This is a genomic window from Sabulicella glaciei, assembly GCF_026183895.1.
GTDB classification, from domain to species: Bacteria; Pseudomonadota; Alphaproteobacteria; order Acetobacterales; family Acetobacteraceae; genus Roseococcus; species Roseococcus glaciei.
The window spans coordinates 63,124-88,643 of sequence record NZ_JAPFQI010000018.1 but is presented as its reverse complement, the minus strand read 5'-3'; the positions used below and the strand labels follow the sequence as shown (position 1 = coordinate 88,643).

General features: G+C 66.8%; 31 protein-coding genes and 2 pseudogenes. 11 read left to right on the top strand and 22 right to left on the bottom strand.

All coding sequences use genetic code 11. The annotated features are described in order from the left end of the window. Positions 1-294, top strand: a 294-nt coding sequence (locus tag OF850_RS18460; protein ID WP_301591821.1) for a PEP-CTERM sorting domain-containing protein, incomplete at its 5' end; no start/stop codon positions are given. A 304-nt stretch (positions 295-598) separates the two neighbouring features. Here OF850_RS18460 and tnpC read toward each other — a convergent pair. Genes tnpC through tnpA form a run of 3 tightly spaced genes read right to left on the bottom strand, consistent with a single transcriptional unit; the run spans position 599 to position 3,021 of the window. Next, on the bottom strand, positions 599-2,206 hold the full coding sequence (tnpC, locus tag OF850_RS18455) for an IS66 family transposase (protein ID WP_301591820.1): 1,608 nt from the start codon (positions 2,204-2,206) through the stop codon (positions 599-601). 12 nt (positions 2,207-2,218) lie between these two features. Continuing rightward, complete coding sequence (tnpB, locus tag OF850_RS18450) at positions 2,219-2,575, bottom strand: IS66 family insertion sequence element accessory protein TnpB (RefSeq protein WP_301591819.1); 357 nt, start codon at positions 2,573-2,575, stop codon at positions 2,219-2,221. Next, on the bottom strand, positions 2,572-3,021 hold the full coding sequence (tnpA, locus tag OF850_RS18445) for an IS66-like element accessory protein TnpA (protein WP_301591818.1): 450 nt from the start codon (positions 3,019-3,021) through the stop codon (positions 2,572-2,574). Before tnpA ends, tnpB begins: the two co-directional genes overlap by 4 nt. Positions 3,022-3,045: 24 nt before the next feature. On the opposite strand from tnpA, the gene OF850_RS18440 reads away from it, so the two are divergent. Then, the gene (locus OF850_RS18440) at positions 3,046-3,618 is read left to right on the top strand and encodes a GAF domain-containing protein (RefSeq protein WP_301591817.1); all 573 of its coding nucleotides are present in this window, start codon (positions 3,046-3,048) and stop codon (positions 3,616-3,618) included. Beyond that, positions 3,615-4,223 (top strand): RidA family protein, encoded by a 609-nt coding sequence (locus tag OF850_RS18435; protein ID WP_301591816.1) that lies wholly within the window; start codon positions 3,615-3,617, stop codon positions 4,221-4,223. The genes OF850_RS18440 and OF850_RS18435 overlap by 4 nt, the downstream gene beginning before the upstream one ends. Before the next feature lie 496 nt (positions 4,224-4,719). Here the strand turns inward: OF850_RS18435 and OF850_RS18430 are convergent, their stop codons facing one another. The 3 genes and pseudogenes from OF850_RS18430 to OF850_RS23870 all read right to left on the bottom strand — a co-directional run. Continuing rightward, on the bottom strand, positions 4,720-5,562 hold the full coding sequence (locus OF850_RS18430; RefSeq protein WP_301591815.1) for a glutathione S-transferase N-terminal domain-containing protein: 843 nt from the start codon (positions 5,560-5,562) through the stop codon (positions 4,720-4,722). Then, positions 5,559-5,846, bottom strand: a pseudogene (locus OF850_RS23875) (TetR family transcriptional regulator C-terminal domain-containing protein); the annotation flags it as partial. The pseudogene OF850_RS23875 and the gene OF850_RS18430, both read right to left, overlap by 4 nt. Before the next feature lie 153 nt (positions 5,847-5,999). After that, positions 6,000-6,110 (bottom strand): annotated as a pseudogene (locus OF850_RS23870) (TetR/AcrR family transcriptional regulator); the annotation flags it as partial. A 614-nt stretch (positions 6,111-6,724) separates the two neighbouring features. Here OF850_RS23870 and OF850_RS18415 point away from each other — a divergent pair. Beyond that, positions 6,725-7,393, top strand: coding sequence for an oligopeptide/dipeptide ABC transporter ATP-binding protein (locus tag OF850_RS18415; protein WP_301591813.1), 669 nt, complete (start codon positions 6,725-6,727; stop codon positions 7,391-7,393). A 414-nt stretch (positions 7,394-7,807) separates the two neighbouring features. Here OF850_RS18415 and OF850_RS18410 read toward each other — a convergent pair whose 3' ends face one another. The 6 genes from OF850_RS18410 to OF850_RS18385 all read right to left on the bottom strand — a co-directional run bounded on the left by OF850_RS18410 (position 7,808) and on the right by OF850_RS18385 (position 9,862). Then, a complete protein-coding gene (locus OF850_RS18410) occupies positions 7,808-8,140 on the bottom strand; it encodes a helix-turn-helix domain-containing transcriptional regulator (protein WP_301591812.1) in 333 nt (110 codons plus the stop codon). 1 nt (position 8,141) lies between these two features. Beyond that, a complete protein-coding gene (locus OF850_RS18405; RefSeq protein ID WP_301591811.1) occupies positions 8,142-8,576 on the bottom strand; it encodes a type II toxin-antitoxin system RelE/ParE family toxin in 435 nt (144 codons plus the stop codon). Positions 8,577-8,598: 22 nt separating this feature from the next. Next, positions 8,599-8,880 carry a hypothetical protein gene (locus tag OF850_RS18400; RefSeq protein WP_301591810.1) on the bottom strand — a complete coding sequence of 94 codons (282 nt, stop codon included), beginning with the start codon at positions 8,878-8,880 and terminating at the stop codon, positions 8,599-8,601. After that, the gene (locus OF850_RS18395) at positions 8,877-9,227 is read right to left on the bottom strand and encodes an MbcA/ParS/Xre antitoxin family protein (protein WP_301591809.1); all 351 of its coding nucleotides are present in this window, start codon (positions 9,225-9,227) and stop codon (positions 8,877-8,879) included. The genes OF850_RS18400 and OF850_RS18395 overlap by 4 nt, the downstream gene beginning before the upstream one ends. After that, positions 9,224-9,391, bottom strand: a complete 168-nt coding sequence (locus OF850_RS18390; RefSeq protein WP_301591824.1) for an antitoxin Xre/MbcA/ParS toxin-binding domain-containing protein — start codon at positions 9,389-9,391, stop codon at positions 9,224-9,226. The genes OF850_RS18395 and OF850_RS18390 overlap by 4 nt, the downstream gene beginning before the upstream one ends. A gap of 252 nt (positions 9,392-9,643) precedes the next feature. After that, positions 9,644-9,862: a hypothetical protein gene (locus OF850_RS18385; protein WP_301591808.1), complete on the bottom strand. Its 219-nt coding sequence runs from the start codon at positions 9,860-9,862 to the stop codon at positions 9,644-9,646. Positions 9,863-9,935: 73 nt separating this feature from the next. On the opposite strand from OF850_RS18385, the gene OF850_RS18380 reads away from it, so the two are divergent. Both OF850_RS18380 and OF850_RS18375 read left to right on the top strand, forming a co-directional pair. Beyond that, entirely contained in the window at positions 9,936-10,382 is a 447-nt protein-coding gene (locus tag OF850_RS18380; protein WP_301591807.1) for a hypothetical protein, read from the top strand. Beyond that, entirely contained in the window at positions 10,382-11,188 is an 807-nt protein-coding gene (locus OF850_RS18375) for a metallophosphoesterase (RefSeq protein ID WP_301591806.1), read from the top strand. The genes OF850_RS18380 and OF850_RS18375 overlap by 1 nt, the downstream gene beginning before the upstream one ends. A gap of 9 nt (positions 11,189-11,197) precedes the next feature. Here the strand turns inward: OF850_RS18375 and OF850_RS18370 are convergent, their stop codons facing one another. Together OF850_RS18370 and OF850_RS18365 are read right to left on the bottom strand one after the other, a co-directional pair. Then, the gene (locus tag OF850_RS18370) at positions 11,198-11,647 is read right to left on the bottom strand and encodes a hypothetical protein (protein WP_301591805.1); all 450 of its coding nucleotides are present in this window, start codon (positions 11,645-11,647) and stop codon (positions 11,198-11,200) included. A 5-nt stretch (positions 11,648-11,652) separates the two neighbouring features. After that, positions 11,653-11,958: a DUF433 domain-containing protein gene (locus OF850_RS18365; RefSeq protein ID WP_301591804.1), complete on the bottom strand. Its 306-nt coding sequence runs from the start codon at positions 11,956-11,958 to the stop codon at positions 11,653-11,655. Between the two features lie 62 nt (positions 11,959-12,020). On the opposite strand from OF850_RS18365, the gene OF850_RS18360 reads away from it, so the two are divergent. Next, a complete protein-coding gene (locus tag OF850_RS18360; protein ID WP_301591803.1) occupies positions 12,021-12,266 on the top strand; it encodes a hypothetical protein in 246 nt (81 codons plus the stop codon). A gap of 41 nt (positions 12,267-12,307) precedes the next feature. Here the strand turns inward: OF850_RS18360 and OF850_RS18355 are convergent, their stop codons facing one another. Next, positions 12,308-13,669, bottom strand: a complete 1,362-nt coding sequence (locus OF850_RS18355; protein ID WP_301591802.1) for an MATE family efflux transporter — start codon at positions 13,667-13,669, stop codon at positions 12,308-12,310. A 360-nt stretch (positions 13,670-14,029) separates the two neighbouring features. Beyond that, positions 14,030-14,770 (bottom strand): recombinase family protein, encoded by a 741-nt coding sequence (locus OF850_RS18350; RefSeq protein WP_301591801.1) that lies wholly within the window; start codon positions 14,768-14,770, stop codon positions 14,030-14,032. A gap of 193 nt (positions 14,771-14,963) precedes the next feature. Between OF850_RS18350 and OF850_RS18345 the strand changes: the two genes are divergently transcribed. Then, on the top strand, positions 14,964-15,971 hold the full coding sequence (locus OF850_RS18345; RefSeq protein ID WP_301591800.1) for a magnesium transporter CorA family protein: 1,008 nt from the start codon (positions 14,964-14,966) through the stop codon (positions 15,969-15,971). A gap of 64 nt (positions 15,972-16,035) precedes the next feature. Here OF850_RS18345 and OF850_RS18340 read toward each other — a convergent pair whose 3' ends face one another. The 4 genes from OF850_RS18340 to OF850_RS18325 form a co-directional block, all read right to left on the bottom strand. Continuing rightward, on the bottom strand, positions 16,036-16,254 hold the full coding sequence (locus tag OF850_RS18340) for a hypothetical protein (protein WP_301591799.1): 219 nt from the start codon (positions 16,252-16,254) through the stop codon (positions 16,036-16,038). A gap of 129 nt (positions 16,255-16,383) precedes the next feature. After that, positions 16,384-17,940 (bottom strand): carbohydrate porin, encoded by a 1,557-nt coding sequence (locus OF850_RS18335; protein ID WP_301591798.1) that lies wholly within the window; start codon positions 17,938-17,940, stop codon positions 16,384-16,386. A gap of 223 nt (positions 17,941-18,163) precedes the next feature. After that, a complete protein-coding gene (locus OF850_RS18330) occupies positions 18,164-18,673 on the bottom strand; it encodes a DUF417 family protein (protein WP_301591797.1) in 510 nt (169 codons plus the stop codon). 288 nt (positions 18,674-18,961) lie between these two features. Beyond that, the gene (locus OF850_RS18325) at positions 18,962-19,219 is read right to left on the bottom strand and encodes a hypothetical protein (protein WP_301591796.1); all 258 of its coding nucleotides are present in this window, start codon (positions 19,217-19,219) and stop codon (positions 18,962-18,964) included. A 208-nt stretch (positions 19,220-19,427) separates the two neighbouring features. On the opposite strand from OF850_RS18325, the gene OF850_RS18320 reads away from it, so the two are divergent. After that, positions 19,428-21,014 carry a winged helix-turn-helix domain-containing protein gene (locus tag OF850_RS18320; protein ID WP_301591795.1) on the top strand — a complete coding sequence of 529 codons (1,587 nt, stop codon included), beginning with the start codon at positions 19,428-19,430 and terminating at the stop codon, positions 21,012-21,014. A 118-nt stretch (positions 21,015-21,132) separates the two neighbouring features. Here the strand turns inward: OF850_RS18320 and OF850_RS18315 are convergent, their stop codons facing one another. Then, positions 21,133-22,146, bottom strand: a complete 1,014-nt coding sequence (locus tag OF850_RS18315) for a LysR family transcriptional regulator (protein WP_301591794.1) — start codon at positions 22,144-22,146, stop codon at positions 21,133-21,135. A gap of 249 nt (positions 22,147-22,395) precedes the next feature. On the opposite strand from OF850_RS18315, the gene OF850_RS18310 reads away from it, so the two are divergent. Together OF850_RS18310 and OF850_RS18305 are read left to right on the top strand one after the other, a co-directional pair. Next, positions 22,396-23,169 (top strand): enoyl-CoA hydratase/isomerase family protein, encoded by a 774-nt coding sequence (locus OF850_RS18310; RefSeq protein ID WP_301591793.1) that lies wholly within the window; start codon positions 22,396-22,398, stop codon positions 23,167-23,169. A 102-nt stretch (positions 23,170-23,271) separates the two neighbouring features. Then, the gene (locus OF850_RS18305) at positions 23,272-24,171 is read left to right on the top strand and encodes a crotonase/enoyl-CoA hydratase family protein (protein WP_301591792.1); all 900 of its coding nucleotides are present in this window, start codon (positions 23,272-23,274) and stop codon (positions 24,169-24,171) included. A gap of 739 nt (positions 24,172-24,910) precedes the next feature. Here the strand turns inward: OF850_RS18305 and OF850_RS18300 are convergent. Further along, positions 24,911-25,483: a Spy/CpxP family protein refolding chaperone gene (locus OF850_RS18300; protein WP_301591791.1), complete on the bottom strand. Its 573-nt coding sequence runs from the start codon at positions 25,481-25,483 to the stop codon at positions 24,911-24,913. Positions 25,484-25,520 lie beyond the last annotated feature (37 nt).

The window sequence follows — 25,520 nt, the reverse complement described above, 5'->3', positions numbered from 1 at the left end:
GCTTCCATCAACGTGAGCCAGACCACGAACCCGCCGGTGGGTTCGGGCACTGCCGAAACCGACTACCTGCTGATCAACGGCACGGGCACGCTGCGTGCCGCTGGTTTCGACGACACCGCTGGCACCTTCACCTTCTCGGGTCAGACGGACGGCGTGAACCTGCTCGGCACCTTCACCTTCTCCGGTGGCTCTGCCGCGCTTCCGGGCCAGGTGCCGGTGCCCGCGCCGGCCGGCCTCGCCCTGCTGGGCGCCGGCCTGCTGGGCCTCGGCCTCGTGCGCCGCAAGGCCGCCTGACGCACACTTTTTCGTCAGAGAATACCAAAGCAGCGCTCCGGTCCCACAAGGACCGGAGCGTCTTTCCGCTGGCTTGGTCCAGCGTGGAGCATCTTCGGTCGGGGTCAGATACACGGGGCATCCGCGACAGGCGGCGGGCGCAGCCTCGAGGAGCAGCTTGCCGCGCTGCAGCACCCCCAGCCTTCAGCTTCACCCGCTTTCGAGGCCCCCGGAACCCTGCAAGTACCACGCCTTCATTCATCCATGGTCCGCACGCACCGCACGGGAAAACGTAAGCGAGGCGACGAGGCCCTTGGCCTGATGATCAGCTGGCGGTGGTGTCCCAGCGCCAGGGCATGAGGTCGTCGATGCGGCTTTGGGGCCAGCCGTTCACGAGCCGGGTGAGCAGCTCGCTGAGATAGCGCTGCGGATCGACGTTGTTCAGCTTGCACGTCTCCACCAGCGACGCGACCGTCGCCCAACGCGCGCCGCCATCGTCGCCGGAGGCGAACAGCGCGTTCTTCCGGCTCAGCACCACCGGACGGATGGCCCGCTCCACGGTGTTGCTGTCCAGCTCGATCCGGCCATCGTCGAGGAACCGCACCAAGCCGTCCCGGTGGTTCAGCGCATAGCGGATGGCCTCCGCGGTCGGGCTGCCCCGGGGCAGGTGCGTCAGCTGCACCACAAGCCAGGCAAACAGATCCTCCACCAGAGGCCGGCTCCTTGCCTCGCGGGCGGCCTGGCGGATGTCGGGTGGCTTTCCGCGCAGCTCGGCCTCGATGGCGTAGAGGGCGGCGATCCTGCGCAGCGCCTCCTCGGCGATCGGCCCCTTGCCCTTGGCGAGGCCAAAGAACTCCCGGCGCACATGCGCCCAGCAGAACGCCAACGTCAGGCCCCGCTCGGCCGCCACGGCCTTGTAGGCACCGTACCCATCGCACTGCACGATCCCGCCGTAGTCCCGCAGCAACGCCTTCGCGTGCTCCGCACCCCGGCCAGGGGCGTACAGAAACACCACCGCCGGCGGATCCGCCCCGCCCCAGGGCCGGTCGTCGCGCGCCAGCGCCCAGGCATAGCCCTTCTTTGTTTGCCCGCGCCCTGGGTCCAGCACGGGCATGGGCGTCTCGTCCGCGAACAACTTGGGCGAGGCGAGCAGGATCTCGTGCATCCGCCGCACCACGGGCATCACCTCGTGCGCCGCCGTGCCCACCCAGTCGGCCAGCATCTCGCGGCCGATCTCAATCCCTTGCCGCGCCAGGATCTGCGACTGCCGGTACAAGGGCAGGTGATCCGCGTAGCGCGACACCAGCACGTGGGCCACGGTCGCCTCCGTGGGCACGCCGCCCTCGATCAGCCGCGCCGGCGCGGGGGCCTGCAGCACCGTGCCGGGACACGCCCGGCAGGCGAGCTTGGGCCGCTTCGTGACCAGGACGCGGAACTGTGCAGGGATTACGTCGAGGCGCTCGGAGGTGTCGGCGCCGATCTCCACCAGCGGCCCCGCGCAGCAGGGACAGGCTGTCGCCTCGGGCCTCAGCACCTGCTCCACCCGAGGCAGGTGCGCGGGCAGCCGGCCGCGCCCCGCCCGGCGGCGCTTGCGCTGCTCCTCCCGCTGCTCCGGGGACGTCTTGGCTGCCTCGGCTGCGGTCTGGGCGATGGAAGCCTCCACCTCCTCGAACGCGAACAGCAGCTGCTCCTCGGGCAGGCGCTCGGACTTGCGGCCGAACTGCATCCGCCGCAGCTTCTCGAGCAGGTGCTCCAGCCGGGCGTTGCGCTCCGCCAAGGCGTCCCGCTCCGCCGCCACCCCATCACGCTCGACGACCAGCGCGTCCCGCTCGGCGTGCAGCGCGTCAACCTTGGCCAGCGCTGCGGCCAGCAGGGCGCGCAGGGCCCAGGGATCATCGGGCAGGCTCGGCGTGTCGGGTCCCGCGGCGCGCATCGTCCCGTGATTCTAGGCAGCGGCCGTGGGCCTGGGAATCCGTTTCGGCGTTTCGATGCGCCGCCAGTCGAGCCCGTCAAACAGGGCGGCGAACTCCACCGGCATGAGCCGCAGAATGCCGTCCACCACAGGCGGCCAGCGGAACCCGCCCCCCTCCAGCTGCTTCCACACCAGCACCAGGCCCGAGCCGTCCCAGACGAGGATCTTGATGCGGTCCGCACGCTTCGATCGGAACACCAGCACCAGGCCGGAGAACGGATCCTCGCCCAGCATCTCGGCCGCCAGCGCCGCCAGGCCATGCGCGCCCTTGCGGAAGTCCACGGGCTGGGTGGCCAGCAGGATACGGGCGCCCGTCGGCGGCGCGATCATGCCTCCAGCGCCGCAGCAAGGCGCGCCACCGCTGCCACATCCGCGCCCGCCCCGATGCGCAGCAGCCGGCCGTTGCGCAGCACCACCTCGATGGCCCCGCCCGGCCGCGGCTCCGGCTTCGCCTCGGGCAGTGCCGTCGGCATGGGGGGCTCCATCACCAGCGGCACGAGCGCAGGCAGGCGGGGCGCCGGCTTGGCCTTGGCTAGCGGCTTCAGCGGCCTCCCCTCCGCCTCGCGCCGCCAGCGATGCAGCAGGCTCGGCGAAAGGCCATGGCGCTGCGCCACTGCCAGCACCCGAGACCCGGGCTGCGAAGCCTCGGCCACCAGCGCCAGCTTCTCTTCGACCGTGTAGCTGCGCCGTCCACCACGGGTGACGATCTCCACCCGTTCCCCCGCCACAGTGCCAGCACCCGTGCTGGCATCAGTGCTGGCACCAGGCCCAGACATCCATCGCTCCATCGCCACTCCTCCGTGGCGATCCACCTCGCGGCTTCAGCTCCGGCCTTCAACAAGGGCCCCTACGCCGCGCTTACGGAAAACCAGTATTCCTGTCGCTCGTTCTTCACTGGCCAGGAGGTCGCTACCCTGTCCGAAGACCCAGTTGCAGATCCCGCCCGACTTGAGGCCCTTCACGCGACCATGCTGCTGGACACACCCGCGGAGGAGGGTTTTGACCAACTGACGCGGCTCGCCCGCGAGACGCTCGACGCGCCCATGGCCCTTGTCTCGCTCGTCGACCACGACCGGCAGTTCTTCAAAAGCCACTCAGGCCCTATTCCCGAGGATTTCGCAGCCCAGCGCGGAACTGCGCTGTCCCACTCCTTTTGTCGTCATGCCGTGGCCTCGGGCGAGGCCTTCGTTGTCGAGGACGCCAAGGAGCACCCCTTGGTCAAAGACAATCCGACGGCCCTCGAATACGGGGTCGCGGCTTATGCGGGCGTGCCTCTCCTCTCCGCCGATGGCCAAGCGCTGGGCACGCTTTGTGTTCTCGACACCAAACCACGCAAGTGGAGGCTTGCCACACCTCAATTTGGTGACACTTGAGCCAGGACCTGAGTAGCCTTGCCGTATCGGCCGCACGCGGCCCAGAGGGCAAAGCCATGCAGAGCCTTCACCGCCGGTCTTCCCTTATCGCCCTGACCGCATCGGCCGCCGCGTTGCTGCCGCGTCGCGCTCCGGCCCAGTCCGCGACTGTCGGCGCGGAGCAGCGGCTCCGGGACCTCGGGATCACGTTGCCGCCCGTCCCGACAGCCGTGGCCAATTACGTCCCCTACACGAGGATGGGGAACTTGGTGTTCCTCGCCGGGACCGGCGGGCGCAGGCCGGGCCTCCCGACCCCCAGAGGCCGGGTCGGGGCCGACGTGTCGGCTGAGGACGCATACCAGCACGCGCGGCTGGCCGGTCTGTCCCTGCTCGCGGCGATGCGCGACGCGGCAGGGAGCTTGGACAACGTGGTCCGCGTCGGAAAGGTCGTGGGCTTTGTAAACGCCGTCCCCGAATTCACGGAGCAAGCCAAGGTGATTGATGGCTGCACGGACCTGTTCGTCGAGGTATTCGCGGATCGTGGTCGGCATGCGCGCACGGTGTTCGGCGCCTCCACAGCCTTCGGCGTCACAGTCATCGTCGAGGCCGTCATCGAGGTCGCCTAAACCTTGACCCGGCTCAAGGAACGGCGGTCTGTCGCGACACGACACGAGAACATGGCGGTCCCTGTCCTGCGCGTCTTGTGCTGCGCCACCTCACTCGACCACCTCAGGCGATGACAGGCCCTAGCGTTCCACTGTCGCAGCGATCCAAGACGCTTCCGCAGAACTTGGGCAAGAGCGTGCCCGCCCGCCGAGAAAGGCGGTGCGTGCAGGAGATAAGGCCCATTCCCGCAAGCGCCTTGACCGCTGGGACTGCGTTCATCGTCCGCAGAAGGTCCCTAGACCCCGCATGCCGCATACGCATCGCTTCCGCAGCCTGCCTCGGATTGTGCTGGGTCATTCAGGACATATGCGGTTATGCATGGGCCAGTGTCCGGGTTTGGGTCATAGCGAGGGAAGCATTTGGCAAGCCACCACAAGCCCTTGCCATAGAAATGCCAGGACCAGGATCAGGAGACGGACCGCATCCTGCCAGGAAAGCCCTTCGTCGGTGTAATTTTCACCTCCGAAAAAATTGGAAAAAGGATCGCGTTCGCCGTCCCCCATCCTTGTTGTCTCCTCCAGCTAAGGATTGGTTACGGCACATGCTGAAGCAGGGCGCATTGCGTGCCATGCTACCGTGAAGGTTGAGCATCTCCTCACGCCACGCGAAGATCCGATCCTCCGCCTCCAGGATCCGCAGGAGACTTACGCTCCGGGCCCACATAAAGGAGCCGAAGACGATGTAGTCTGCGTAGTCGGGGTTGGCGCCACCAAGAAAAGGCGAGGACTCCAGGGCGATGCGGAGGGGCTCCAGAGAGATACGGAATTTTGGTAGCCGCTCCTCTCTAGCAGCGGTCACCTCGTGCAGCGGCTGCCCGAACTTCTCCTCGTGGCGCTCGATGAAGTAAATTCGATCAGCACCGTCGAGCAGATGCGGGATGTCAGATACGATCAGGCGCTCAAGCCCCGCCTGCAAGATGCTGTCATTCCAGCTCACGACAGCGCGATATGCCTCGGGGGCGTTCTGGAACAGCAGGGGCGTCTGCGGATATGCTTCGTCCAGATAGAGCGCGATGTCCCAGGAACCGGCGACTACTCGCTCTCCATCTACGAGCACTGGCGCGCGCGTATGATCGGTGAAGGCGAGGCGCTCCGGTTCGGTGAGGCGCAAAGGGATGCTCTCGAACTCCAGCCCCTTGTGCGCAAGCGCCATGCGGACGCGCCAGCAATGGGGGCTCAGCACCCGCGCGGGATCGGTTCCGCAAAGCTCGTAAAGCTGTCGTGCCTTCGCTGAACTCGGCTTTGCAGAGGGGGTCGTGCTGCGCAGCCCGCCGCGCACGTTGGCTTCAACATTCGTCATGGCCTCGCCTCCGGCGTCGGCGTTCCAAGCAACGAGAGAGCCTGCTGCAACGCGCCTTGCAGAAGGGCAGCGTCCGGGCGCGCGCGGGCCAACACGCGCATGCCCATCACCACTGCGAGCAGGAGACGCGCAAGATCTTCGGGCGCACGCTCACGACTGACACTTCCCTCCCGTTGGCCAGCTTCGACGCACCGAAAGAAGAAGCTCTCGATCTCGCCCAGGCGCTCTGCCACCACGGAGCCGATGGCCGGCTCATGCGGTGCGACCTCAAGCGCCGTGTTCACGAGTAAGCAACCTCGATTGTCGGCGATGGACCGCTCGGCCACCGCCGAGAGGAAGCGCTCCAAGGCCAGCCGTGGGGGCTGGTGTGCCTCGGCGCGCCGGATCCGCGCGAGTGTGTTTTCGTCCAGGTAGCGATCCAGGCATCGGGCGAAAAGCGCCTGCTTGTCGCCAAAGGCATTGTAAAGGCTTGGCGGTCCAAGTCCCGTCGCCGCACAAAGGTCGCGTACGGACGTCGCCGCGTAGCCATGCCTCCAGAAAACGTTCATCGCCGCATCGAGTGCAGCGCCTTCGTCAAAGAGGCGAGGTCGCGCCATAGCCGCTTCACTGTCAATTTTGAAGCGAACGCTATAAAATGGGTGACGGGGGAACGCAAGTGAAGTCTTGCCACTCGGCTAGGTTCAGTTTCCCGCGGGCGGCGGCCCTGCGTCCCGCGACACGTAGGCCATAAGCCGCACCTACACTGGTTCGCGCTCGCATCGCGGCATATCGCCGTCACTCACGCTGCAACGTAGCTCCTGGTCACGGATCGGAAGCGCCGACAGCAGTGGCTCCGCAAGCGCGGCAAGAAGAGTTTTGGTGATTTTGGGGACAGGGCGGAAATCACGATACGTGGTCACGCCCCCACCCTCCACGCCCTGCCGGAGGAGAGGTCCGCGACAGATGCGGCTGGGGCGGTGCAAAACGTCGCCCACTGGCTCATGAGGGATCGGCGTTTCTCTAGCAGGTCGCTGCGCTGATAGGCGCGCATCACATCACTGCCCACCGAATGCGCCAGCGCGGCCTCCGCGACCGCTTCCGGTGTCGCCGTACATTCGGCCACCCAATCCCGAAACGAACTGCGGAACTCTTCCAAGACCCGTGGAGTTCCCTGAATCCACGGATGCGGGTTGGGCGGATCGTCGCCGAGCCACTCCGCTTCAACGGCGGCGCCGAGGGGCGCGAGATTGCCGAGCGGGTGTCAGCCGTGCTCGAGGAGGTCGGTCTGGATCCGGCCTCCGCACGGAACTTCCCCCACGAGTTCAGCGGTGGGCAACGGCAGAGGATTGCCATCGCACGGGCCATCGTCGCGCGTCCGCGCGTCGTCGTGTTGGACGAGCCCGTCTCGGCGCTTGACGTGTCCGTCCGACTCCAGATCATCAATCTGCTCGTCGAGACGCAAAATCGGCTGGGGATGAGCTATCTGCTTATCAGTCACGACTTGGCGACCGTGCGCTATCAGGCGGACGAGGTGGCCGTCATGTACCGTGGACGGATCGTGGAGCAGGGGGCAGCCGAGGAAGTGTTCGGTGCGCCTCTGCATCCCTACACCCAGGCGCTTCTCGCAGCTGCGCGCTTTGTCCACCCGGAGGAGCGGGACGCAGAACCGAGCCCGTCGGCAGCGGCGAACGAGGCAATCCGCTCAGGTCACGGTTGCGCTTATGCGGACACTTGTCCCTTTGCGATGGAAGTCTGCCAGATCCGCGAGCCCGCTCTTGCGCGGCCCGGATGGCGTCAGGCAGTCGCCTGCCACTTGCACCCCGTTGAAGGAAACTCCCCGGCCGCGCTCTAGCAGGAGCGCTCAGTGCGTCGACTCCCCTGCCCTCCTCCACGTCTCCTGCTGTCAAGTTTGATCTCGGCGGCGGGCCAAAGTCCTTCCACCCCGGCACAGGGACCTCACCTCCTCCTGATCGCGAGCAGCAGCTCTGCGACCGCACGAACTAAGTCGGCCAGGGAATGAAGGAAGGGGATGAGGTCGGTGGGTTAAAAGCGGGAGGCTCCTGAAGGCTGGGCCTCGTCTTCATGGTGTCCGCAAGGGGCACCCTGTCAACGACGCTGACCAGAGCCTGCCGTCACGACTTGATTTCTCCGCTGCACCGGACGTTCCCGGCTGCCGGCTTGAGGGGCGCGAGGTCGTGACGCCCTCCATCGCCCGGAAGCCTGTGATCTGCGGGGACGACACCACGAAGGACGTCGTTGGGGGCAGTCAGGCGGCCGGCTCGAGCTGTCGGCTGGAGACCTGGAGGGCGACGCCGGCGTGGCTCTGCAAGGCCCGCAGGATGGCCAGGAGGTTCTCGGCCCGCGGATTGCCGGAGGGTCCGAGCATGCGCATCAGGCTGGGCTTCGGGATGTTGGTGGTCGCGGCCAGGACGTCGAACGTCGCCAGGGCATGAGCGCATTTGCGCAGCTGGCTGCGAGCGATCTCAAGCTCCCCGTCGAGGAGGTTCTGCGCCGCCTCTTCCAGCAGGGCCGCTCGGAACGCCGGATCCCGGCGGGCGCGGTCGATGACAGCGTCGTGGTAGCTCTTCGTCAGGGCCATCTCACTCTCCTCTGCGCTTGCTGACGGGCTGCGGCGCCTGCGCCTGCCCACCCCTCGACTTCTTGGAGTCCCGCGGAGGCGCCGCCCGCCGCTGTTTGTAGTCCTTCCACAGCCCTTTGGAGGTCTCGATGTCCTCTGGCTGCGTCCGCTTGTCGCCGCAGAGCAGCAGGATCACGAGCGCCTCCCCATCGGGCGCGAAGTACACCCGGTAGCCCGGCCCATAGTCGATGCGGGCCTCGTGCACGCCCTCGCCCACCGGACGGACATCCGGCCGTAAACCCCGCTCCAGCGTCTCGAGCGCCGTATCGATGCGGGCCGCCGCGCGGGCCTCTTGCTCAAGCAGGCGTTCCTCGAAGGGCGCGGTCCCATCGGACTGCAGGTATATCCTGATTTCAGGCCTTGATAATAACGTATGGGTGATCGAGTTGCAAAGCAACCCCGGCGTTGATGCTCCCGCCTCACTCCTCCTGACAGACGGGCAGCGGCCCGTCGCGCGCGATGGCCTCCGCGTTTCGAGTGTCGGCCCGAAACTGGATCGACGCGCCCCGGCTGCCGCACTCGATGCAGCGCAGCCGAGCCAGCCAGTCTTCCGTGCGCTGTCCATTGGCCAGTCGCACGGCGCGGCGAACGCCCATGTCCACCATTCGCTGGCAGCCCCGGCACGACAGGCTGAAGAAGTGGCGATCGGCCAGATGCAAGCTCGCCGCCAGGGGCAGCAGCGGCAGCTCGTCGCGGCTCACGAGTACGCCCCGCTCTGCATTCGCAGGAGGATCTGCTTCACGAGGTCCCGGCCCTCCTCGGTTCCCATGAAGCTGAGCGGCGTCCGATTGCCCAGGGCGGGCACCGGCCGCTGCATCCAGTTCGCCAGCCAGGCCGCGGCGTCGAAGCCCGCAGGATCGCCCGACTCCGCGACCATCGTTTGGACGAGGGTCACGAGATCGGAAGGCGGGTCAGAGGGGGTCATGGGAGGCCTTTTCTGTTCCTTGAGATCTTCGTCTCGATAGGGCACGAAATGACGGTCGATCGCCTCGATCGGCGCCATGTACAGGCCGGTCTGCGCCGCCTGCAGAAAGCGCAGCACCCTCACCAGATGTCCTGGCTCCCTGAGGTCACGAGGTCCATCGGAGCCTGGCCCCTGAATGGCGCCGCTTGGTGCGGCGTGGCGAGCCAGGCGAGGGCCTCCTGCTCACTGCCATGGAGGACGCGCAGCGCCTTGTGGATGTTCAGCACGATGCCGACCCGAAAAAGCATGTCCACCTCGAGGGTGAGCGGATCCCCTTGCCGAGCGGCTGTGGCCAAGGCCTGAAACGCAGCGGTCGGCCGAGGCTGGCGAGGCGCTGGGCTTCGGTGAGCCGCCACCGATCGGCGATGGCGAGAAAGGTCCGCAGGCCGGGACCACTCATGCGACGCAGTTTGTCGGGGCTGTCTCCGCTCATCGGCCGCTGCCCGGGACCTTGAGCCGCCGCGCCCGCTTCTTGTCGCCGAACCAGCGTGACCAAGCCATCAGACATTTCCTTCCCGGGGTGCGAGATAGGCGGGCGTGCTCAGCGCCATCGCCAGCTCGTCGAGGGCGATCTCCGTCACGATGTGCCGGCCGCCCGGCAGCAGCAGGATGGTCGAGCCGTCCTCGGTCTCGCAGATCGCCACGACGGCCGTGGCGGACAGGGCATGGCGGATGCCCTGCCGGTCCACGAGCACGACGAAACGCCCGACCCTCCGCACGCGCGATGCTCCAAGGCTTGCTGGAACAAAAAAAGAACATGAACCGCGCTCGGGTTGCAAGTATCCTGGCGCCATGAGCGACGACGATGACGACGCCAAGGCCGAGGCTCGCCGGCGCGCGGCCGTGTCAGCACGCTGGGATGAGTACCGCCGGGAGTGGCTCAAGGAGCATCCCTCGCTGCCGGCGTCGGAGTTCGTCCGGCACGCTGGCGTCGCCTCTCCCGACGCGGCTGGGGTGGTGCAGGGCTGGGAGGAGGTGGGCCGCGTCTCCGCCATCCTGCAGGGCGGCCAACGTCTGTATCCGCTGTTTCAGCTCGGCCCCAACGGGCAGCCCCGGCCGGAACGCCGGCCCCTTTTGCTGGCGATGCGGGGCCGACTGGAGAGTTGGCGACTTGCCGCTTGGCTCACAGGGAACAATGCGGAGTTCAATGACTGGGCGACCCCGCTCGAGGTGATCGGGCGAGATCCCGGGGCCGTTGTCGCCGCGGCGAAGAGGGCCATGGCTGAAGTTTCCTTCTGATGCGCCTGCACATCCTCTCCGACCTTCACTGCGAGTTCGGAGGCTTCGAGCCGCCGACCCTGGAAGCCGACGTGACGCTGCTCGCGGGCGACACCTTCACCAAGGGGCGTCTGTGCCCCTGGGACGATGCCGAGGTCGCCTTTGGCCGACCCGTGGTCGCGGTCTGCGGCAACCACGAATTTTACCACGGCAAGATCGACACCATGGTGCCGAAGCTCCAGGCGCTGACCCCGCAGAAGCGCCTCACGGTCCTGGAGCGCGAGGAGTGGCGGATGGGCGACAAGCTGCGCGTGCTAGGCTGCACGCTGTGGGCCGACTTCCGCCTGTCGCTCACCGGCCACGAGGAGCCACAGGCCGCCCTGGATGAGGTGCGGCGCCTGGCGAACATCTGCGTCGGTGACCGGCACCGCCGCCGGATCAACGACTTCCACGCGATCCGGGTCGCGAGCGATGCCTATCGGCGCTTTCGGCCCAAGGATGCGGCGCAGCTGCACGAGCAGTCGGTGCGTTGGCTGCGAGAGCGGCTTTCCGCGCCTTTCCCGGGCAAGACGGTGGTGATGACCCACCACGCGCCCTCGGCACGCGCCGTGCCGCCGCACCGGATCGGGGATCCGTTCATCGTGGCCTATGCGTCGAAGCTCGACGGGCTGATCGAGGAGCTGCAGCCCGACGTCTGGATCTTCGGCCACATCCACACGAGCCAGGACTTCCGCATCGGCCGCACGCGCCTGGTCGCCAATCCGCGCGGATACGTGGGGCATGACACCAATCCCGGCTTCCGGCCGGATCTCGTCGTCGAACTGTGAGAGCCCGCTTCAGGCTTCGTCGTCGCCAACAAAGTGCCGGGCCGTCGCCTCCACTTCCTCGAACCGACGCTCACGCAAAGCCTGAAGGGGAGTGGTCCCCAGGCTCTCGTTCTCTGCGATCAGCCATTGGAGGGCGGCCCATCCCCCTCGCTTCGATCGCACGAAGAGCCGAACCGCGTGGGCCAGGCCCTCGAGAAGCGTGATGCGGCCATCCTCCGCGGCGAACTGGACGGTGGGCACCAGGATCGTGCCTTGCAGGGTCTTTATCCCGAGCGCGGCGCCGTGCCGGATCTGCTCAAGAAGGGCCTCTGGGCTCAGCTTCAGGTCCTTGGCCGCTTGGGCAAGCGAAAGGGCGCCGCCCGCTCGTTCCAGGAGTTCGGCGGCCGCTGCCTCGAAGCGCGCGATCTGCTCGTCCGTCGCGTGTTCGTGGAGGTCCATGGGCTCCTTCCTGCCGTCCATGCCAATCAGTCGTCGTCTCGGCCGTGCGGCACAAATCCGCGGCGCACCAGTCTCGCACCCGCAGGGATGGCGGCCGAGGGCGCTTGTGGCCGATCGCGCAGCGGCTCCGCCTCGACATAGCGCACGGCCTCTTCGACCATCTCGGCGGTCAGGCTCGGATAGTCCTGCAGGATCTCCTCCATCGGCAGGCCGCGCCGCACCGCGGCCGCGACATCGCGCGCCGGCACGCGCGTGCCCCGCAGCACGGGCTCGCGCCCGCCCAGGATCCCAGGATCGATCACCACTGCGGGCCGCGGATCGCCTTGCGCCACTTCCGGCCTCCATCGCCTCGAACCCCTGTATGATAGCGCAGCAGCCGAGCAGGACCGCCGCCATGAAGACCCAGCCCGATGGCCACGATCCGAACGCCTCGGACGGTCGCGTGCCCTTTGACCGCCCCACCGAGGCGGAGCGGGCCGAGGCGCTGACCCGAATGCGCGAGAGCTTCCGCAACCCAAGCGCGGAGACCCGCGCCTTCTATGCCGCGCTGGGTGAGCGGCCTGGTGCCACAGGCCGCGACGCGCAGGGCCGGCTGGTACGCCGGCGGGCCGATGGGTCGCTGGAGGTCCTGAAGGAATGATCCCGCGTCACGCCGCGACGCCGTGCTCCAGAAGGTGGAGGTCATCCGGCGCGCGTCCGGTGCGTGGAGAGGTGCCGTAGAAGGCGGGCGAGGTAGAGGGCTGCCGTCAGAACGGCGCCGATCGCCATCCCGCACCAGAGCCCATCGGCCGGTCGCGCGGTAGCAGCGGTGAGGAGGTAGCCCAATGGCAGGCCGACGGCCCAGCTGCCGACGGCGACGATGACGAACGGGGCGCGCGCATCCCGGAACCCGCTGAGGGCGCCGCCCACCGCAGACAGCACGCCCTCCAGGAGGAGCAGGAGGGCCGCGAGGGGGAGGAGCGAGGCCAGCGCCGCGAGGTCCTCGGGCGTGTCGTCACCGAGGAGGAGTGAGGCGACCGTCCCGGGCAGGAAGGCGAGGGGCAGACCGGTGGCGAGGCCGACGAGGAGCGCGAGCCCGAGCGAGACCCAGGCAGCGCGCGCAACCGCGGCCCCGTCACCCAGGCCGACCGCCCGCGCAACCCGCACCGTTGCGGCCGAACTCAAGCCGAAGCTTGTGATCCCGAGGAGGTCGACGAGCCTGGACGCGAGGGCATGCGCGGCGACGGCGGCCGTGCCGTGCGGTGCGACGAGGAAGGCCGCCGCGGGCATTACACCCTCCCGGAGGAGGATGCGGGCGGCGAAGGGCACGCCAAGCCGGAGGAGGTCATGGATCGCTGCCCCGGTGGGGCGGGAGAGTGGCCTCAGGACGGCCCGACACGATCCGTGCGGGCTGCGCCGTAGGGCGAATGCGACGAAGGCAAGCGCCAAGCCGCCCGCGAGCGCACGGGCGACCCCTGCCCCGAAAGCGCCGAGCGCCAGCAGGCCTGGCCCACCAAGCGTGAGCCCGAGGCAGAGAGCGGCATGCAGGGGCACGACGAGGGTCATGGCGAGCACGGTGGTCCGGCTCGCCCCGGCCGCGACCGCGACCGAGCGGAACGCGACGAAGAGCACCCAGGCCGGCAGGCCGACCGCGGAACCGGTGAGGTAGGCCGCAGCGCTCTCTGCCGCGAGCCCCGGCTCGGCGAGGGCCGCGATTGGCGCGCGCAGGAGCAGGAGGACCAGCGCGGCCGGAAGCGAGGTGGCGAGGGCGACGAGGAAACCAGCACCGGTGCTCGCGCGCGCGGCCGCGAGGTCGCCGCGCCCAAGGGCGGTCGAGACGAGCGGGATGAGGGCGGTGACGACCCCAAGGCAAAGGAGGAAGACGAGGAGTTCGAGACCGGCGGCAAGGGCAACGCCCGCGAGGGCAGGAGCGCCCAGGCGCGAGACAACGAGGGTCTCGACGACCGAGAGCGCGAGCTGGGCGAGCATCGTGGACGAGACCGCGGCGGCGATGCCGCCGAGCGAGCGCGCCTCGTCGAGGAGAGCGCGGGTGGGGGAGGACATGGGAGACCTGCGAGTCTGACTCCGGGCGTGGCGCCGCGGAGCGGTGAGCAAGACGAGGCGGTCCGGGCACGGCGATTGCCGCACACGGTTGCGTCGTCAGGGCAGGTCCTTGGGGCGGCCTATCGAAAGGTCAGGTGGGCCGCCGGGCCAGCCCTGCGACGATCTGTCGCAGGGCTGAGACGGGTCCGCGGGGATGGTGCTGGTTGTACGCGGTCATTCAGCCCCCTCCTCCTCTCGGCGCGTCGTGATCTTAGCGGCGTCGGAGGCGTGGGGGCAATTCGAAGGTCACGCCTCGGAGCGTGGCAGCACCCTGCTGGAGATGGTGCGGCTGATGCGACACCGGCCGCCACACCGAAGCCCTCAGTCGTCGGGCCGCAGCATGCTCATGATCTCGTCTGTCCTCATGCCGGTGTCCGCCATTCCAACGGCACGCTCGAAGCGGCTCGGGGAGGAACCATCCACCAGGCGCTGCACGGTGGACCGGCCGGCGCCGAGGATCCGCGCCACCTCGGCCTGGCTGCGGCCGTCGGCGAGCAGCTCGCGGGCGTGATCGCGCTGCGCCGCCTTCAAGGCGGGCCGGCGCCCCAGCATCCGCCCATTGCGCTTGGCCGCATCGAGGCCGGCCATGACGCGCTCGCGAATGGTGCTGCGCTCCAGTTCCGCGAAGACCGCCACCATTTGCATGAGCGCCCGGCCGGCCGGGGTGCGTGTGTCGAAGCCCTCCGTGAGGCTGCGGAAGTGGATCTTCCGCTCATCCAGGTCCCGAAGCAGCTGGAGCACGCCCACGGTGGAGCGGCCGAGCCGATCGAGCTTCCACACCCCCAGCGTGTCGCCGGCCCGGAGCGCGGCCAGCGCCGCCTCCAGGCCGGGCCACCGCATGACCGATCCGCTGACGCCCTCGTCCACATGAACCACCGCGGCGCCGGCTTCGGCCAGCGCCTGGCGCTGCAGCTCGGCCGTTTGTTCACTTGTGGACACTCGGGCATAGCCAACGAGGCGCGGCCCCTCGGGCAGACCTTCGAACAGGGCGGGGGTGCCCACCTCCGCGCGGGCGGTTTGGGCGGATGCTTTTCGGGCAGGGGTTTTCAGGCGTCGCGGCATCCCGGAAAACTAACACCGGCGATTCTGCCCGAAAACTAATGTTTTCGGGCGGATTTCAAGAGAAAGCAGACCTGGCTTTCAGCCCTCTCTTCGACTTAGACGGCCTCTCCTGGCCGCCTTCTCTGGTGCACCTTCCACACCTCGCGTTGTTCTGGGCACGCAACAGCAGGCGGAAAGCGCGGTTGAATACGCCATGATCAAGTTCTTTGCACCCGGGGAGGACGGGCTTCAGCAGAGCGACGTCGCAACCCAGAATGTCGTGTGGATCGACCTGCACGCCCCAACACCCGAAGAAGAAACCTTGGCTGAGCAGATCGCAGGGGTCGACGTTCCGTCTCGCTCCGAGATGGCAGAGATTGAGGAAACGGCCCGGCTGTATAAAGATGGCGAGGCCCTCTACATGACAGCCGTCATCGTCACGGGCGCCTCCGGAAGCCGCCCTCCCGTCTCGGCCGATGTCACCTTCGTGCTCACGCGACGCCACCTCGTCACCATCCGCTATGCGGATCCGTCGCCCTTCCGCAAGTTCGCGGCGCACTGCGCCATGCAGCCCGGCCAATGTGGAACCAGCGAACTCATTCTTCTATCCCTGCTCGAAACCGTGGTGGCTCGAGTGGCAGACATTCTCGAGACGGGTGACACCACGCTGGACGAACTCTCCGCCGCCCTCTTCCAGAATGGCGACGTCGAGCAGGCGTCTTTGAAGCCCGCCGCATGGCGACCGAGCCCTTCCGCTGGAGGGCCACCGAACCTGAAGGCGGTGCTGCGGAAGATCGGGCGCGTCGGTGCGCTCGAGGCGAAGTTGCGCCAGAGCCTGCTCACCGTCAGCCGGCTTGTGGGCTTTTTCCGTCAATCCGATCCCGGAAAGGGATTGGCGCTGGAGCATCTGGCGAGGCTGGTGGAAATCGAGCGCGATATCCGTTCCCTAAGCGAGCACAGCGCGCAGCAATCCGCCTCTGTGTCGTTCTTGCTGGAGGCCACCTTGGGAATGATCGATATCGAGCAGAACGAGATCATCAAGGTGTTCTCGATTGCGGCCGTCCTGTTTCTGCCGCCGACGCTGGTGGGGACGGTCTATGGCATGAACTTCGACAACATGCCGGAATTGCACTGGACCTTTGGATATCCCTTTGCCCTGCTGCTCATGGTCGCCTCGACCGTCGTTCCGTATGTCTGGCTCAAGCGTCGGGGGTGGCTGTGAGGATTGGGTGATCCCTTGCGGGGGGTGATCCGCCGGCCGTTGCTGAGGGGCTGTGCGAACGTGCTCAGCGCAGGCCGATGATGCCGCGCTGCCCCCGGGCTGCGGGGGACGAGGATCGCCAGGACGAGCCCCGCGCCGCCCAGCAGACGGCCGCGGCCTCGGGGTTGTCCGACTGGGCCGCAGCGTCGCAGGCGTCCCGGACCGGGCTGGGAGCGCAGCCCGTCAGCGCGGACATGACGAGGCAGAGAAGGAGCGGCACCCTCCACGTGGCCCGACGGTTCATGCCACCTCCACCCGGGCGCTGTCCTCAATGTCGGCGCTCTCAAGCCGCATCAGATGAAACTCCGCGACGGCCGCGCCAAGGTTCGCGCCTGCATTCACCGATTCGAGGACCACGTGGTCGTCTCCTGCGTCAGAAGCCCACACGCAAGCGGAGTGCGAAAAGGTGCACGGGTCCACGGTCGGCGTTGTAAGCCGGGTTCGCCACGAACTGGTAATTGGCGGCGATGTTGACCCCGGGCGCCACGCGCGCGTCGTAATAGGCTTCCGTGACGATCTCGGGCCGGTAGTTCAGCCGCCCGTCCCCGGTGATGAAGCCGATTCCGCCCTGCTCGAGGTACTGACGCCGCCCGTCGGAAATCCAGCCCACATTCGCTGCCAGCCCCACCGTGTCCTCCGGCCGGTTCCAGCGCAGCCCGCGCAGCGAGGCCCCGCCCGAGACGGCGCGATCCATCTCGGTGAACATCCAGTTCTGGGTCCGCCCGTCATTCCACGACAGGCGGGCGAAGACGCCCAGATCGTCCGTCACCTCCTGCTCCCAGCCCAGGCTGAGATTGTTTTTGAGCCGGTAGCCGGCGGGGTTCTGCTCGAACGCGTCGAAGCCGTTGCGGAAGATCTCGCCCCAGGTGCTCTGCCGAGCGCGCGAGGCGCCATAGGTCAGGCGAAGCGCGCCAGGGCGGCCGTTGATCTGGTAGAAGCGGTCGATCTGGCCCAGCACCTGCCAGGCCCGCGTGAGGGCGGGGTCCATGAACAGGCCGTTGACCCGCCGCGCCACCTGGAAGGCGCCGACGCGCACGCCCCAGCTTCCGTTCTCCCATTCCACCGCGACGCCGGGGGTCCAGCCGCGCGCGTCGGCGGCGTAGTCGAAGGCGGCCCCGCCGACGTGCGCCCAGTTGAGGAACTGGGTGCGCGGGTCGTGGGCGTAGCGGTTGTCGTCGAAGATGTCCCACACGCTCATCTTGCCGGCCGTGATGGTGATGCGCTCGCGCGGCAGGGGCGTGCTGAAGCGCAGCGGGTCGTCGTCATTCGGCACGGTGTCGGACGACAGGCCGATGGTCTGCCGGAACAAGATGCGCGGTGTGTAGATGTAGGGCTCGGTCGTGCCGAGGCGGAACGCCTCGTTGTTCGGAAAGGCCGCGATGCCGGTGGAGTTCGACACCCCGAAGCCGCGCGTCACCGAGGCGTTCACGATGAATTCGGCCCCCTGCCAGAGCCGCCGGCCGAGGACCAGGTCGGCCGAGAAGGTGTTGCGCGCATTGGCGGCCGGCGAGAGGCTGCCCGGCCCGCGATAAGGCGAGCGAAAGGCAGGGTGCCCTTGGAGGATGAAGGTCGCCTGGCCGCGGACCATCCACCCTTGGTCCTCGAGACGGTCCTGAAGCGCTGCCGCGCCCGGGAGCAGCGCCGCCTCGGGTGGGCCGACATTCGCAACCCCCGGCGCGCGGGAGGGGGCGGGCGGCGTGCCCGGCCGATAGTCGGCGGCGGTGCGGGACCCCGGCTGCGCAGAGCCGCCCATCTGGGCCTTCGCCTCCGCCGGCGTCCCGAGGGCGCCCAATAGCCCGGCTAGCAGCACCAAGCCGCAGCGGCAGGGCCAAGCCCGGCCAAGGCTGATGCGGCTCGGCCGGGCAGCATACTCGGGCCCCAAGGCACCGGGCCCCATGGAGGTAAGCAGGGTGTGGCGCATAAGCATCATCGTGGAGTGCCCTACTCGGTGGTGGACAGCCCGCCGGGTGCGCGGGTCACTGGCTGAATGCATATGGGATGCAAAAGTCTGACGGCCTGGGCAAGTCCGCCTGAGCCGCGCTGTGCTTTCACGCGGTGGTCAAGAGCCACAGGCATGAGATGTGAGGAGGTGCTATCCCCACTTCGCGCCCGGACCACGCGGCCCACCCGACCTTCGAGCGGAACTGCACTCTTCAGCTTTCCCGTCTCAGCATGTCCCGACGCGCGGAAAGGGCCTGCCCGAGCAGAAAAACGGAAGCAGCCAGAAGAACCATGTCCTTCATCAGGAACTGCCCGGGATAGGGCGAGGAGAGAGGCAAGCCCTCCTGCCACACGATCACCCCTGGCGTGGTCAGGAGGAAGCTGAGTGTCACGAGATAGGTGACAACCGAGATGGCTGCGCCCAAGAGCGAGGGAAGCGAGCCGCGCGCGAAGAAACCCACGGCCAAGCCAAGGCCAGCCAGCAGCTCGACGCTGCCGATCAGGTTGGACGCCCCCTGCCGCCCGAGCAGATCATGAAGCCAGCGCAGCAGTGGGAAGTGGACAAGGAACGGCTCGATCGCGGCCGCCTCGTAGGCGGTGAACTTCTGCATGCCAAAGCTCAGGAAAATGAGAACCATCGTGAGACGGAGTAGTGTGGCACCCCATTGCTCAATCCCACTTTCGCCCTCTCGGCCTACAGGCCCAGCCACGACGCTTTGCATTCTGCTCTCCACTCCGTGACGGGCCGGCCGCAGGAGGGAGCCAAGAAACCCTGCCAGCACATAACGTCGATGGCGCGAAGGAGGTCGAGTTGGTTCCCCACCTTGGCTTGCGGCAGAAGCTTCTGACGGACGAAAGATCAAACAATCTTCAAGCCGTTCGAGGCACCCCGCCATGTCAGTGCCCGAAAACTAATGTTTTCGGGCAGGGCTGGCGATCGTCTCGTTGGGTCCGCATTGCTGAATGCACGGGCAAAGTAGGGTCCTGTGCAAAGGGAATGCTCCACTCCTTCAAAGATAGAGCACCCCCCGCACGACATCCTTCTGCATGAGCAGCTCGTCGGCATATCGATGAGCGTCTGGCCGCAACCCTATGTCGGAAAGCATCCGGTCGCTCGCATGGGCGAGTTCGTCCCGCTCCCCGAGCAGCTTAAAGGTTTGAAGCCACGCAATCAGACGGAGGTAGAGCCCTGTCGAGCGTCCTCCCTGCCGGCTGGTTAGCTTGGCGAGTGGGATTTGAAAGGCTGAGGTCGGAGCTGCGTAGGACATCGTAAGCCTCCCTGCTGGCTCGTTCGGCTTCCCAGACCATCTGGGCACTGCCGCCAAGCCGTTCTGCATCGGTGGCCCAAAGGTGCCTTGGCGGCCCGCCGCAGGTCCTGTGAAGGACGTGGAAGTCTTATTGAAACGATATGGAATCTTGCTGCGACCCCTCCTCTTCTATGCATAGACTTTTGAACGATGTCCGGGAGAACCGGCCATGGATGAAGCGAGGAGCGCTGCCGCCTTCCGCTTCGCGGGCTTCACCCTCGACCCGCGGCGCGGAGCGCTGATCGACGGCTCCGGCGGGGAGATTGCCCTGCGGCCGAAGACCTTCGACGTGCTTCGGCACCTCCTTGCGAACGCAGGCCAACTGGTCACGCGCGAGGAGCTGCTCGCCGCCGTATGGCCCGGGGTGTTCGTGGCCGAAGAGAATGTCACAGGCTGCATCGCCGAGATCCGCCAGGCCCTTCGAGACAATGGGCGCCTGCTCCGCACCATGCCGAAGCGGGGTTACCTGCTCGAAGCCGAGGTAACAGCAAATGACGAGACGGAGGCTGAGGGCGCCGGCCGGGGGATCCTTCCTGATGCTCGGCCGCTCAACGAGCATGCAACTCAGCCAGGTCGTGCTTCCCTCGTCATCCTGCCATTCGCGAACCTCAGCGGTGACCTAGAGCAGGAATACTTCGCCGATGGCATCACGGAGGAGTTGACGACGGCGCTAAGCCGGGTCCGTTGGTTCTTCGTCATCGCCCGGAGTTCCGCCTTCACCTACAAGGGGCGCGCGGTGGACGTGCGTCAGGTCGGCCGGGAGCTTGGCGTTCGCTACGTGCTTGAGGGCAGCGTCCGCAAGGCTGGCGGACGCGTCCGCATCACAGCCCAGCTCACCGAAACCGAGACGGGGCACCATGTCTGGGTCGACCGGTTCGAGGGCACATTCGACGACATCTTCGCCCTCCAGGACCAGGTGGCCGAGGCCGTGGCAGGTGCGGTGGAGCCAAGCCTTCAGGCCGCCGAGATCAGGCGGTCCGCCGCCAAGCCCACCGAAAACCTCGATGCCTACGACCTCTACCTGCGCGGCCTGAGCCGAGCTTATCGTCTGACGCGCGAGGACAGCGACGCGGCGCTTTCGCTGTTCCGCCAAGCGGTCGAACTCGACCCTGGTCTCGCACTGGCTAAGGCCTACAGCGCGGGCCATCGTTTGATCCGCCATGCGCAGGGCTGGTCTAATCCTGAGGAACTGGCCGAAGGAGTGGCTTGGGCGAGGGACGCCCTTAAACTTGAGCCGGATGATCCGGGGGTCCTACGGGCCGCGGCCGTGACGATCGTTCGTTTCGCCCAGGACTATCCAACCGGCGTCGCGGCCGTCGAGCGGGCTCTCGCACGGAACAGCGGTTCAGCCCAGGTCCTCTTGAGCTGTGCCTGGGTCTATATTTATGACTGCCAGCCCGAGAAGGCGATCCAGCTCTTCGAGCGGGCTATCCGTCTCAGCCCGCACGATCCCGAAGAAGGCCCCATGCTGTCCGGCGTTGCGCTGGCCTATCTCGCTGCAGGCGATTTCGACGCCGCTGTGCATTGGGCCGATCGTTCGGTGCGTCATGTGCCAACTTGGCTTGCAGGACGACGCACATTGATTGGGGCGCTCATGCTGTCCGGTCGGGAGGCGGAGGCCCGCGAGGCTGCGGCTGCCCTGCTGAACATAGCGCCGCAAGAGCGGGATCTTGAAACGGTCTTACCTCCTCTTCGGAACGACGAGATCCGGCAACGCTACATTGCGGCTCTGAGGGCCGCTGGTGTGCCGGGCTGAGACTGCCATACGAACGAGGCTCCATCAGCGCTTGAAGATTGATGTGGCATCCCGACGCGGCGAAGCGGTGGAAATCGCTGAGACTGCGCCCAAGGACAAATGACCTCCATGACAAGCGTCACTTTGAGCCGGATCCCAAGTCCAGCCGCTGCGCCTGCCTGAAAATTACAGTTTCCGGACAGCGAGCGGGTGCCAAGACCGCAGGCCATCCGCCGTCCTGTACGATTCTGGTCATGACCTGCCGGAGGAGGCGCTCGACGGCTATCACCGCCCGGGTACCTGGTCTGTCTGCGGCTCGGCCAAGATACACCGAGCGTGAGATCGCCGGTCTGTCGATCCGCCATGCCTGCACCCTTCCAGCCCTGAGCGCTTCGCGAATTGCGGTGAAGGACAGGATCGTCCATCCGAGGCCAGCGGCGACAGCCTCCGTCAGCTGCGCCAACGCGTCGACCTCAGCGACCGCCTGAAGCTTCATGCCGTGCCGACGCGCCATCTGGTCAATTAGCTCGCGAAGGCCGTGTGGTACCCCCGGCAGGATCATCGGGAGCTTGGCCAGTGTCGCGAAGGGTACGGTCCCGTTTCCATCTACGCCCAGAAAGCCAGCTTCCGGGGCGGCATCGGCTGGACCGACCAAGAAGAGTTGTTCCTCAAGCAGACGGCTCAGCGACAAGCCGCGCCCAGCCTCGGCGTGGAAGAGCATCCCAAGGTCGATCCGCCCATTCCGGAGCCAATCAGGGATGTATCCGGTCATGCTCTCGACCACCCGCAGCCGCACCTGAGGAAACTCCTTCAGCACGGCGCTCAACAGGGGAACCGTAAGCAGGCCGGCGACGGACTGCGGGAGGTGCAGCGTCACATCTCCAATTGGGGCGGCAGCCTCGCCGCGCAGCTCATCCCGGACTGCAGCGGCGCGTGCGAGGAGGTCGCGCGCATGACCAAGCAGACGCTGCCCTTCGGGCGTAGGCATCACGCCACGGGGCAATCGCTGAAGCAGCTGGCAACCCAGTTCCAATTCCAGCTTGCGTAGCTGCTGACTCAGCGCAGGCTGAGCAATACGCAGCTTCTCGGCCGCGGCGGTGAAAGAGCCGTTCTCGACGACGGCAATGAATTGCCGCAGGCCTCGCAGATCCATGAGCCACCCATAACGACATCATCTAGAAGGTAGATGAACTATGTTTTTGTGCTCTGGATGAAAAGGACCCACCATGCACCCTTGTCGCCGAAGTTCCAGGTGCGGTGCAACAAGACCGGCGAAAAAAGTACTGGGAGAGGATGTTCGTACTTGCTTGTGGCTTTGGCGCGCCGGAGCGTCCTCCTGTTCTTAGGCTCGGACCCCCCGGACAAAGTCGGCCTGATGAGTCACAGAAGTGGAGAAGCCCGCATGGGGGAAGGCGTCCGCTACGAGAGCAGCAATGGCATCGCCGAGATCACCCTGGCACGCGGCCCGGTCAATGCGCTGAGCGTTGAGTTCCTGGAAGCCGTCCTTTCTGCTTTTGGGCGTGCCGGCGCTGACAGCGCTGTTAGAGCCGTCATCCTGACGAGTGCGCTGCCTTCCCGCTTCTCGGCTGGGCTCGACCTCGATATCCTGACCGGCAAGGACGGGTTGGAGGCGCGACGCTTTCTGGAGCGTCTTTATGTCGGCCTCGCCGGTGTGCAGTGCGGAATGGGCAAACCCACCATCGCTGCCGTGAACGGCGCAGCACGAGGTGGTGGCATGACGCTCGCCATCTCATGCGACGTCATAATCGCCTCGGAAGGCGCCAGTTTCGGCTACCCAGAAATAGAATTGGGTCTCATTCCCGCGATCCACTTTGCGCATCTGCCGCGTATTGTCGGTCGTCATCGCGCCTTCGAACTGCTCTTCACGGGTCGCAGCTTTACCTCGACGGCGTCAGCCGAGATGGGGCTCGTCAGTCGCTTGGTTCCCGACGCTGCATTGGCCAGAGAGGCCAAGGCGCTCGCGGCCGAATTCCCCGCAAAGCCGCCCACGGCCATGCGCCTCGGACGCGCTGCTTTCATGCGCGCCAATGACCTGGACTATCGGCGCAGCATCGCCAGTGCGGTCGAGGATGTTTGCAATCTCGCCACGGCGCGCGAGGCCCGGGAGGGCCTCGCGACCTTCCGTCAGAAGCGCGCCCCTCCGTGGCAACACTGATCGTCAGCATGGACTGCTGGCGAAAGGCTGCATCACGTTCGGATGAAAGACCGATGCGCGACCAAACTCACGCCTAAACCCCCAGAAACAAGGCCAAGCCCGATGCTCAGTCTCAGCACTCTTCGGATCGAACATGACAAGGAGCAGCCGCGGATCGCGCGGCTGCTCCTCAACCGGCCGGAGCGGCTGAACGCCATCACCCGCGACATGCCGCGCGAGATCAGGCTGGCAGTTGAATGGGCTGAAGCAGACGATGAGGTCCACGTCGTCATCGTTGAAGGTTCGGGCAAGGGCTTCTGCGGTGGCTATGATCTCGTCGCCAGCGCTGAGAGCCGTGCCGGGCGCCCGTCGCAACAGGAAGCCCATCCTTGGGATCCGATGGTCGACTACGCCTTGATGAAGCGCTTCACAGAGGACTTCATGAGCCTCTGGCGGTGCAGCAAGCCCACCATTGCCAAGGTGCATGGCGCGGCGGTGGCCGGCGGCACCGACATCGCCCTGTGCTGCGACCTGCTGGTGATGGCCGAGGATGCACGCATCGGCTACATGCCGACGCGCGTCTGGGGCTGCCCGACCACCGCGATGTGGACCTACCGCCTGGGACCGACGCGCGCCAAGCAACTCATGTTCACCGGCGACGTCATCGATGGCCGGACAGCAGGCGAATGGGGCTTGGCCAATGTCGTCGTCCCCGCAGCTGAACTGGACGAGGCGGCCCGGAAGCTCGCGAGCCGGATCGCCGGCGTGCCGCGCAGTCACCTCGCCATGCACAAGATGGTCGTGAACCAAGTGATGCTGGCGATGGGCCTCGAGCAGTCGCAGATGATGGCGACCGTCTTCGACGGCATCACGCGGCATAACCCCGAGGGGCTGTGGTTCCGGCGGTTCGCGCAGGCGGAAGGCTTCAAGGCCGCCATCGAGTGGCGCGACAGCGGGCGTCCCATCCCTGAAGGAGACGAAGCACGAGCGCTGATCCAGGAAATGGAGCGAAAGATGTCGTAGCCAGCAGAGGCGGCACTTGCTTTCCTCCATAGCTGCGGCAGCTCGATACTGCAACGCAACATGTCGGGACCCTGGCGCGAGGCGTACTGCTCAGTGCGGTCACTCGAGGCAGCCGGCCACTGAGCGGAAAACCGAATGAAGCCGTCCGAGTATGAAAAGATCCTTCGTTTAAGGCTGCCGCTGGCGGACGCCTGGGGGATCCGCGTCCTTCGGGCCGGGGCAGGTGCCGCGCCTCGCGTTGCCCGCAAGTCTCCAGCTGCTGCGTTCAGGCGGCATCGTTTCGGGCCCAGCCATCATGGGGTTCGCTGACATGGCCATGTGGACGGCGCTTTACTCACTTCCCGGACTCAGGGGCGCGCTCCTGACCACGGCTCTCAATGCAGCATTCCTACACTGATGCGAGCCAGGACCTCTGGAAGCCGAGGCACGTCTCATCAAGGAGAGCGGAAGGATGCTGTTCGGCGAAGTTCAGGTGTTTCGTGCCGGTGACGACAAGGTTTGCGCATATATCACGTCAAGTTGGGGGCGCCCTCTGCCGCGCTGATTTCTGGCCGGAGAACTGAGCAAAGGCGACCGCGACCATGCCGCCAGTGAGGCCGAAGCGCTTGCCCCCGATCCCCGCCCTCGCAACATTGCCCGAGAACTACAGTTTCGGGCATGCCATGCGTGAACGGTCCATCCGACAGAAATACTGGGATGCAGGATGGGCGCGTGGCCTGCGAGAGGGTGCGACCCGTCCTCACCGCATGCCGGCGTATCCGCGGAGCCGGGCATAGGCCTCGCGCTGCCCTGGATCGAGCGCATCGCGCATGGCGATGTGGGTAGCGAGATGAACCTCACGGAGCCTGCCATTGAGCGCGCCGAGCGAAGCGGTCAGAGCCGCGAGCCGTCCCGTGTCGGCCGCGCCCCCGGCAAAGAGGCGGTCCAGCTCCTCCTCCATGGCGACGATCCGTGCGCCCAGAGCCTGCGCCTCCGCTGCCATGTGCTCGCGCAGTCCCTCCGCCGTCGCTCGCTGCCTACCTGTCAGGCCCAAGGCGTCCGCATGTACCAGAACGTGCATGGGCCCCGGATAACCGTTCAGCTCGGCCGCGAGGGCAAGGCTCATGCCCCGGCCGGCCAGGAGCCCCGCGACGTCCTCCTCGGACAGCGCCTTGATGCGCCGCCCGTCCAGGCCGGCATAGGGCTGCGCCGTCTGCGTGTGGCCATGCTGGGCACGGTGCTGCCCTGCGTGCGGACCCGGATGCTGGGCGGCGGCAGGCAGGGCCAGGAGGAGAGCCAGGGCAGCGGTCGGAAGGATGGCTGATCTTCGCATGGCAGGATGGGTAGCCGGAAACCCGCCGCAGCCCGTA